This is a genomic window from Pseudomonas sp. E315 (genome assembly GCF_055406205.1).
The window spans coordinates 20,550-28,475 of sequence record NZ_JBUZPJ010000023.1; the positions used below are offsets into that span (position 1 = coordinate 20,550).

General features: G+C 57.3%; 5 protein-coding genes and 1 pseudogene. 1 reads left to right on the plus strand and 5 read right to left on the minus strand.

Annotation, left to right across the window (positions count from 1 at the left end; genetic code table 11):
- Positions 1 to 915 carry an SMC-Scp complex subunit ScpB gene (gene scpB, locus ACZRJQ_RS21455; RefSeq protein WP_463980302.1) on the plus strand — a complete coding sequence of 305 codons (915 nt, stop codon included), beginning with the start codon at positions 1 to 3 and terminating at the stop codon, positions 913 to 915.
- 53 nt (positions 916 to 968) lie between these two features.
- On the opposite strand, the gene guaD is transcribed toward scpB, so the two are convergent.
- The 5 genes and pseudogenes from guaD to ACZRJQ_RS21480 all read right to left on the minus strand — a co-directional run.
- Positions 969 to 2,267 (minus strand): guanine deaminase, encoded by a 1,299-nt coding sequence (guaD, locus tag ACZRJQ_RS21460; RefSeq protein ID WP_463980303.1) that lies wholly within the window; start codon positions 2,265 to 2,267, stop codon positions 969 to 971.
- Between the two features lie 8 nt (positions 2,268 to 2,275).
- Positions 2,276 to 3,133, minus strand: coding sequence for a xanthine dehydrogenase accessory protein XdhC (xdhC, locus tag ACZRJQ_RS21465; RefSeq protein WP_463980304.1), 858 nt, complete (start codon positions 3,131 to 3,133; stop codon positions 2,276 to 2,278).
- Positions 3,126 to 5,504: a xanthine dehydrogenase molybdopterin binding subunit gene (gene xdhB / locus ACZRJQ_RS21470; RefSeq protein WP_463980305.1), complete on the minus strand. Its 2,379-nt coding sequence runs from the start codon at positions 5,502 to 5,504 to the stop codon at positions 3,126 to 3,128. Before xdhB ends, xdhC begins: the two co-directional genes overlap by 8 nt.
- Entirely contained in the window at positions 5,497 to 6,951 is a 1,455-nt protein-coding gene (gene xdhA / locus ACZRJQ_RS21475) for a xanthine dehydrogenase small subunit (protein WP_463980307.1), read from the minus strand. Before xdhA ends, xdhB begins: the two co-directional genes overlap by 8 nt.
- A gap of 290 nt (positions 6,952 to 7,241) precedes the next feature.
- Positions 7,242 to 7,796, minus strand: a pseudogene (locus tag ACZRJQ_RS21480) (helix-turn-helix domain-containing protein); the annotation flags it as partial.
- Positions 7,797 to 7,926: the final 130 nt, after the last annotated feature.

Here is a 7,926-nt window from a genome sequence, read left to right on the forward strand (position 1 = left end):
ATGAATTTGACTGACCCCCGCGAGCTGGCCCCTTTGCTTGAAGCCTTTCTGTTGGCCTCGGGAAAGCCGCAAAGCCTTGAGCGTTTGTTTGAACTGTTTGAAGAGGGCGAGCGGCCCGAGCCGCCAGTCTTCAAAAAGGCCCTTGAACTGTTGCGCAAGTCCTGTGATGGCCGTGCCTTTGAGCTCAAGGAAGTGGCATCAGGCTATCGTTTGCAAATTCGCGAAAAGTTTTCGCCGTGGGTTGGCCGGCTGTGGGAAGAGCGCCCGCAACGCTATTCGCGTGCCATGCTCGAAACCATGGCCTTGATTGCGTATCGCCAGCCCATTACCCGTGGCGAAATCGAAGACGTGCGAGGCGTGGCGGTCAACAGCCACATCGTCAAAACCTTGCTTGAGCGCGAGTGGATTCGGGTGGTGGGTTATCGCGAAGTGCCGGGCCGGCCAGCGATGTTTGCGACCACCAAGGGTTTTTTGGATCACTTCAACCTGAAAAACCTCGACGACTTGCCGCCGCTGGCTGAGCTGCGCGAGTTGGAACCCGATCCCATCCTCGACTTTGACGATGCGCCAGTCCCAGCGCATCTTCAGGCGTTGGCTGACGAAAGCGCCGAGCCCGAGGAGCCCAAGGATGAAACCAGCTTTCGCACCTTGCTGGTGGAGCTGGACACAATGGAAGAGGGCCTTAAAACCGACTTTGATGATTTGCTGCGTGAGGATTTGGCCAGGGCGACGATGGCTACTGAAGAGCCGGCCCCAGCACCTGAGCCAGAGATCAGCGATGCTCAACAGGCACGTGCTCAACTGTTGGCCGCTGTTGCAGCCCTAGAACTGCCTCCTGCCATGAGCGACGAAGAGGCTGAGGCGCAAGCGTTGGCCGAGGCCATTGAGCAGGAACGCCGCGAGTTGGAAGACTGAGAAGCGCTTGCAGGCGCCAGTGGGCACCTGCAAGCGGGCCATCTTTCGGTCAATCAGCGCTGATGCACTCGATTACCGGCCGCATAGGTCTGCTGAACCGTGCGGTCATCGCCCAGTGTCATCAATACAAACAGTGTTTCGGCAATGTTCTTTGACTGCTTGAGGCGATAGCTCATCAGTGGCGTGGCGTTGTAATCGAGCACCAAAAAGTCAGCGTCGCTGCCCGGTTGCAAGGTGCCGATCTTATCTTCCAAGCGCAGTGCGCGTGCGCCGCCCAAAGTTGCCAGATACAAAGACTTGAACGGATTAAGGCGTGCGCCTTGTAACTGCATGACCTTGTAGGCTTCGTTCAGGGTGTTGAGCAGCGAAAAACTGGTGCCTGCGCCAACGTCTGTTCCCAGACCAACATTGAGCTTGTGCTTTTCGGCCATCGGCAAGTTGAACAAGCCACTGCCCAAGAACAAGTTTGAGGTCGGGCAGAAGGCTACAGCGGAGCCGGTTTCTGCCAGACGTGCGCATTCGTCATCACACAAATGCACGCCGTGGGCAAATACCGAGCGCTCGCCCAGCAGTTGGTAATGGTCGTATACATCCAGATAGCCTTTTCGCTCAGGGAACAGTGATTTAACCCACTCGATTTCCTGAAGGTTCTCGCTGATATGGGTATGCAAGTACACGTCCGGGTATTCGCTCAGCAACTTGCCCGCCATCGTTAGCTGCTCGGGGGTGCTGGTGGGGGCGAAACGTGGGGTCACGGCGTAGTGCAAGCGGCCTTTACCGTGCCAGCGGTCGATCAGCGCCTTGCTGTCGTTGTAGCCAGTTTCAGCCGTGTCAGTCAGGTACTCAGGCGCATTGCGATCCATCATCACTTTGCCAGCAATCAGGCGCAGGTCCAGACGCTGGGCAGCTTCGAACAGGGCGTCAACCGATTGCGGATGCACACTGCCAAACACCAGAGCGGTGGTGGTGCCGTTGCGCAACAGCTCCTTGAGGAAAACATCCGCGACTTCTTCGGCATGGGCCTTGTCGGCGAATTGGTTTTCGCACGGGAAGGTGTACGTGTTCAGCCAGTCCAGAAGTTGCTCGCCGTAGGCGCCGATCATTCCGGTTTGTGGGAAGTGAATATGCGTGTCGATAAAGCCGGGGGTGATCAGCGCATCGTGGTACTGGGTGATTTCAGTGTCGGCGGCCAGTGTGGCAAGCAGTTCGCTGGCCGGCCCTACAGCCTTGATCTGGCCGTTATCGACTACCAGCAAGCCATCTTCAAAATACTCATAGGACGCCTCGATCCCGACTTCGGCAGGGTCGGCGATGCTGTGCAAAATGGCGGCGCGATAGGCTTTACAGGTCATAACAACTCTCAGTGTGTGGCATGGCTGCGCCGTGAAAGCGGCAGCAATTGTTTAATAGGTTCAGCATTGGCCCTTTCGGCGCAGGCAGTCTGCTGGCCGAAATGGGCGTTGTAGGTCGCGATGATTTCGCCTGCGATGGAAATGGCAATTTCGACAGGCAATTTGCCTTTTACGTTGCTCAACCCCATCGGGCAGCGCATGCGCTGCAAATGGGCAGGGCTCAAACCTCGGTCGCGCAAACGGTGCTCAAACTTCACGCGCTTGGTTTTAGAGCCAATGAGGCCGAAGTAAGTAAAGTCGTTACGTTTGAGTAAGGCGACGCTGAGTTCCAGATCCAGGGCGTGATTATGCGTCATGACGATGCAGTAGCAACCCACTGGCAGCTCATTGACTTCATCAACAGGATCATCGGTCACGATCTGGCGTACCCCGGCGGGCATCGGGTCGGGGAATTCTTGTGCGCGGGAGTCGATCCAGCGCACGCGGCACGGCAGGCTGGCCAACAGCGGCACCAATGCGCGTGCTACATGACCGGCGCCGAACACTGCAATCTGCGCCTGCACCTGGCCCATCGGCTCGAACAGCAATACCGTCACGCCTCCACAGCACTGGCCCAGACTCGCGCCCAGGCTAAAACGCTGCAGATGCGTCGCGTACTGGCCCTCACTGAGCATCTGGCGGGCAATTTCCATGGCCTTGTATTCCAGATGGCCGCCGCCAATGGTGTCGAATGTCTGGCTGGCGCTGATGACCATTTTTGAGCCCGCATTACGCGGGGTTGAGCCTTGTTCCTCAATGATAGTGACGAGCACACAAGGTTCGCCCTGTTGCTGTAGGTCTGCCAGAGCACTGATCCAGTTATTCATGGCGTGCACCTTCTGACAGGCTTTGGCGCATTTGCTCACAACCCCACAGCACGCGTTCCGGGGTGGCTGGCGCATCGATGTTCGGTTGCACCCGGTAATCGGCCAAGCTCGCCACTGCGTCCTTGATAGCGCACCACGCGGCAATGCCTAGCATAAACGGCGGCTCGCCTACGGCTTTGGAGTGAAACACAGTGTCTTCGGGGTTTTTACGGTTTTCGACCAGCGTCACACGCAAGTCCAGCGGCATATCGGCTACTGCCGGAACCTTGTAGCTGGCCGGGCTGTTGGTCATTAACTTGCCTTTGGCATTCCAGACCAGTTCTTCCATGGTCAGCCAGCCTGCGCCCTGCAGGTAGCCACCCTCGACCTGACCGATATCAATGGCAGGGTTCAATGAAGCGCCGACGTCATGCAGGATGTCGGTGCGTAACATTTTGTATTCGCCGGTCAGGGTGTCGACGATCACCTCCGCGCAGGCAGCGCCGAACGCGAAGTAGTAGAACGGCCGCCCACGCGCTTGAGTGCGGTCATAGAAAATTTTCGGGGTTTTGTAATAGCCCGTACTCGACAGTGACACTTGGCCGAAGTACGCCTGCTGCACCAAGGTTTCGAAGCTCATCATTAGCTCGCCCACGCGCACCTGGCCGTTGTTAAACACCACGTCCTGTGGGTTGACCTGATACTTGTTGGCGGCGAACTCGATCAGTCGCTGCTTGATGATCTCGGCAGCATTTTGCGCCGCCTTGCCATTCAGATCGGCCCCGCTGGAAGCTGCCGTGGGCGAAGTGTTAGGCACTTTGTCGGTGTTGGTCGCGGTGATTTGTACACGACTGATGTCCACCTGAAACACCTCAGCCACCACCTGAGCGACTTTGATATTCAAGCCCTGACCCATTTCAGTGCCGCCGTGGTTGAGGTGGATGCTGCCATCGGTGTAGATGTGGATTAGCGCTCCAGCTTGGTTGAGGAAGCTGGCAGTGAAGGAAATACCAAATTTGACGGGGGTTAATGCCAGCCCTTTTTTCAGAATGGGGTTGCTGGCGTTGAACGCTTTGATTGCTGAGCGTCGTTCAGCGTACTGGCTGCTGGCTTCCAGGTCGGCAGTCATTTCGTGCAGCAAGTTGTGCTCCACGGTCTGGTGATAGTGGGTCACGTTGCGTTCGGTTTTGCCGTAATAGTTGGCCTTGCGCACTGCCAGCGGGTCGAGGCCCAAGTGGCGGGCAATGCGATCCATGACTTCTTCGATCGCCACCATGCCTTGCGGCCCGCCGAAGCCGCGGTAGGCGGTGTTGGAGGCGGTGTTGGTTTTGCAGCGGTGGCCATTGATCGTTGCATCACCTAGGTAGTAAGCGTTGTCGGCGTGAAACATGGCGCGGTCGACGATAGAGTTGGACAAGTCCGGCGAATAGCCGCAGTTGCCTGCCAGCTCCAGTTGAATGCCTTGCAACTGACCGCTGGCATCGAAGCCAACGTCATACTCAACATAGAACGGGTGCCGCTTGCCAGTCATCAGCATGTCTTCGACCCGGGGCAGGCGCATTTTTGTGGGCTGCCCGGTCAAGTGGGCGACCACGGCGCACAGGCAGGCGGGGCTTGCCGCTTGCGTCTCTTTACCGCCAAACCCACCGCCCATGCGGCGCATGTCGACCACGACCTTGTTCATCGAAACATTGAGCACTTCGGCGACCAGTTTTTGGATCTCGGTCGGGTTTTGCGTTGAGCAATACACCAGCATGCCGCCATCTTCAGTGGGCATGACCGATGAAACTTGGGTTTCGAGGTAAAAGTGTTCCTGGCCGCCGATATGGAGGCTGCCTTGCAGGCGGTGGCGGGCGTTGGCCAGCGCGCTGGCCGAATCGCCGCGCTGGTGGGTGTGACTGTCGAGCACGAAATGCCGGGCGCGCAGGGCCTGAACCACATCGAGCACCGGCTCCAGATCTTCATATTCAATAATGGCGGCCATTGCCGCTGCGCGCGCGGTGTCCAGATCGCAGGCGGCAACAGCCAGCACGGGCTGCCCGACAAACTCCACTGTGTCGATGGCCAGCAGCGGGTCGCCGGGCAAGAGCGGGCCAATGTCTTTGAGGCCAGGAATGTCTTGGTGGGTGATGACCAGGCGCACGCCTTCGAAGGCAAGGCAGGGCGATGTATCGACGTGAATGATTTTGGCGTGTGCCCGGTCAGACAAGCGCGCATAAAGGTGTAGCTGGTTGGGAAACTCCAGCCGGTCGTCGATGTACTGGGCCTCGCCTGAGACGTGTTTATCGGCGCTGTCATGCTTAATGCTGCGGCCCACGCCGGTTTTCAACTGCTGTTTAAACAGTGCGCTGAGTTCAGCCTGAGTCGGTTCGGGTGTGTGATGGTTAGACATAGTCGGTCACCCGCGTTTCAAGGGCTGGCGTTTGCAGCTCGATAAAGAACTTGCGCAGCAGATTCTGCGCAATCAGCAAGCGGTACTCCTTGCTGGCGCGAAAATCTGACAGTGGCGTGAAGTCTTGGCTCAATGCCGTGCAAGCGCGCTCTAGGGTGCTTGAGTCCCAAGCCGAGCCGAGCAGAGCGGTTTCACAGGCGCTGGCGCGCTTGGCGGTGGCGGCCATACCGCCAAAGGCGACGCGTGCGCGGGTGACCACGCCGTTTTCAATGCCCACGTTGAAGGCGGCGCAGACTGCGCTGATGTCGTCATCCAAGCGTTTGGACACTTTGTAGGCGCGAAAAGTCTGGCTCGGATCAGTCAGGGGGATGACGACTTTTTCGATAAATTCCCCCGCTTGGCGTGCTGTTACCCGGTAGTCGAGGAAGTAATCCTCAAGTGCCAAGCTGCGCTGCTCTTTGCCTTTGCGCAGCACCAGCGTTGCACCGAGGGCTATCAGCAGCGGCGGCGCGTCACCAATGGGCGAGGCGTTACCAATGTTGCCGCCCAGCGTGCCTTGGTTGCGTATCTGCAGCGAAGCAAAGCGTTGCAGCAGTTCGCCGAAGTCCGGGTATTGAGTGTTGAGGCTGTCATACGCGTCGGACAGAGAAACAGCGGCGCCGATTTCAAGCCGGTCATCAAAGTGCTCGATACGTTTCATTTCAGCCACGTGGCCGAGGTAGATCATCATCGGCAAGGGGCGATGAAACTGTGTGACTTGCAGCGCCAGATCAGTGCCGCCCGCCAGCAAATGGGCTTGTGGATGCGTTTCATACGCGTCGGCCAGGTCACTGATGTTCAGCGGCAGCAGGCAGCGTTTACCGTCACGGCTTAGCTCGACGGTCTGCGTGGGGCGAATGGCTTTGAGCTGAGTGATGATGTCATCTCGCCGGGCGTCAAATTGATCGCCATCGGTGGCGCTGCACGCTAAATCGGCGGCAGCCAGAATCGGGCGATAGCCGGTACAGCGGCACAAATTACCTGCCAGTGCCTCATGGGCCTGATGGGGCTTGGCATCGGCACTGTTTTTTTGCAGCGCAAACAATGACATCACAAAGCCAGGGGTACAAAAACCGCATTGCGAGCCGTGGCAGTCGACCATAGCCTGCTGCACGCTGTGCAATTGGCCTTGATGCTTGAGGTCTTCAACGCTGATCAACTGTTTGCCATGCAAGGTGCAAACGAACGTCAGGCACGCATTGAGGCTGCGATAGCGCAGCCGCTCAATCCCTTGGGCGTCGGCATGCAGCTCGCCCACAACCACGGTGCAGGCGCCACAGTCACCACTGGCGCACCCTTCTTTGGTGCCGCACTTATGCAGATGATTGCGCAGGTAATTGAGCACCGTCAGGTTTGGGTCCAGAGCGTGCTCTGTTCGCAACGTTTGGTTGACTAGAAACTGGATCACGTAAGGCCTCGCAATATCATTATTTTTATCGGGCGGGATGAGGCTGAATCTAGCCATAACTGACTCCTGGGTCAAGAAATCGAAAGCACACATCCCGGTGATTGATCGCTTGCCGATTTATTTGCTTATTTCATGCCACATTCAGCGCTTGAGGCACTCTGCTAGTGTGCCGTCTCAGAATTGTTGGCCCTGCTCGTCAGTGAAGCCATCGTCTCGCGGCCCGCTGGATCTTATTCAATATGTCTTCCCCTTTCGCACTCCATACATACCGTGTCGGCTGTGCATTTCGCCAAAGGCAAGCCAGGCTGGGTGCGTTCAAGCACCTTAACTTGGCTCTTCTCATCGCAGCAGAGCGACAGCGCTTTATCGGGCGGTTAAGTACAGCCCGATGACGTCCCAAAACTTATCTTCGAAGTTCGGATAATTGGACAGTTTGGAAGTACGTGTCAGGTGCGGTTTTATATCGTTAGCAGCCCATTATCCTCTGGACACTGGCTGGTGAAATGCCTGCGACCCGCGCCATGCTTCGGTGACTCCAGCGAGGTTGTCCAATGGGCGGTTTAACCACTTGCTCGATCACGCGGGCCAAAGCATCTGCTGGTACGAGGAGGGGCTTCCACATCCTGGCTTGTCATGCAGTCCCTCCAAGCGCAGCCCTTGAAAACGCCGACTGAGCGCAATGAAAACCCCACCAAGCGTGCTATTTAGACGCGCGAACAACCTTGCGCGGTTAATAAAATTACACGCGCTCGACGACCATCACGTTGGTGGATGATGGCAGATCTGACGCGACGGCTGAGGTCGGAAAATTCTTCTGGGGCGAGGGTGATGTCCTGGGAGTTCACGGGCAATCTCCGAGTGCTGGCTGACTGCACACTAGTGTGCTGTTTTGAAAATAACTTACCCGCCAGCCCGTGAGGCCATTGCCTCACGGGCTCGCTGTATCTTGTTTAAGATATCTTCTCCCTTCGCATT

Excerpts from the sequence above, each read along its gene's own strand:
- scpB (WP_463980302.1), top strand. The coding sequence starts at position 1 with ATGAATTTGACTGACCCCCGCGAGCTGGCCCCTTTGCTTGAAGCCTTT.
- guaD (WP_463980303.1), bottom strand. The coding sequence starts at position 2,267 with ATGACCTGTAAAGCCTATCGCGCCGCCATTTTGCACAGCATCGCCGAC.
- xdhC (WP_463980304.1), bottom strand. The coding sequence starts at position 3,133 with ATGAATAACTGGATCAGTGCTCTGGCAGACCTACAGCAACAGGGCGAA.
- xdhB (WP_463980305.1), bottom strand. The coding sequence starts at position 5,504 with ATGTCTAACCATCACACACCCGAACCGACTCAGGCTGAACTCAGCGCA.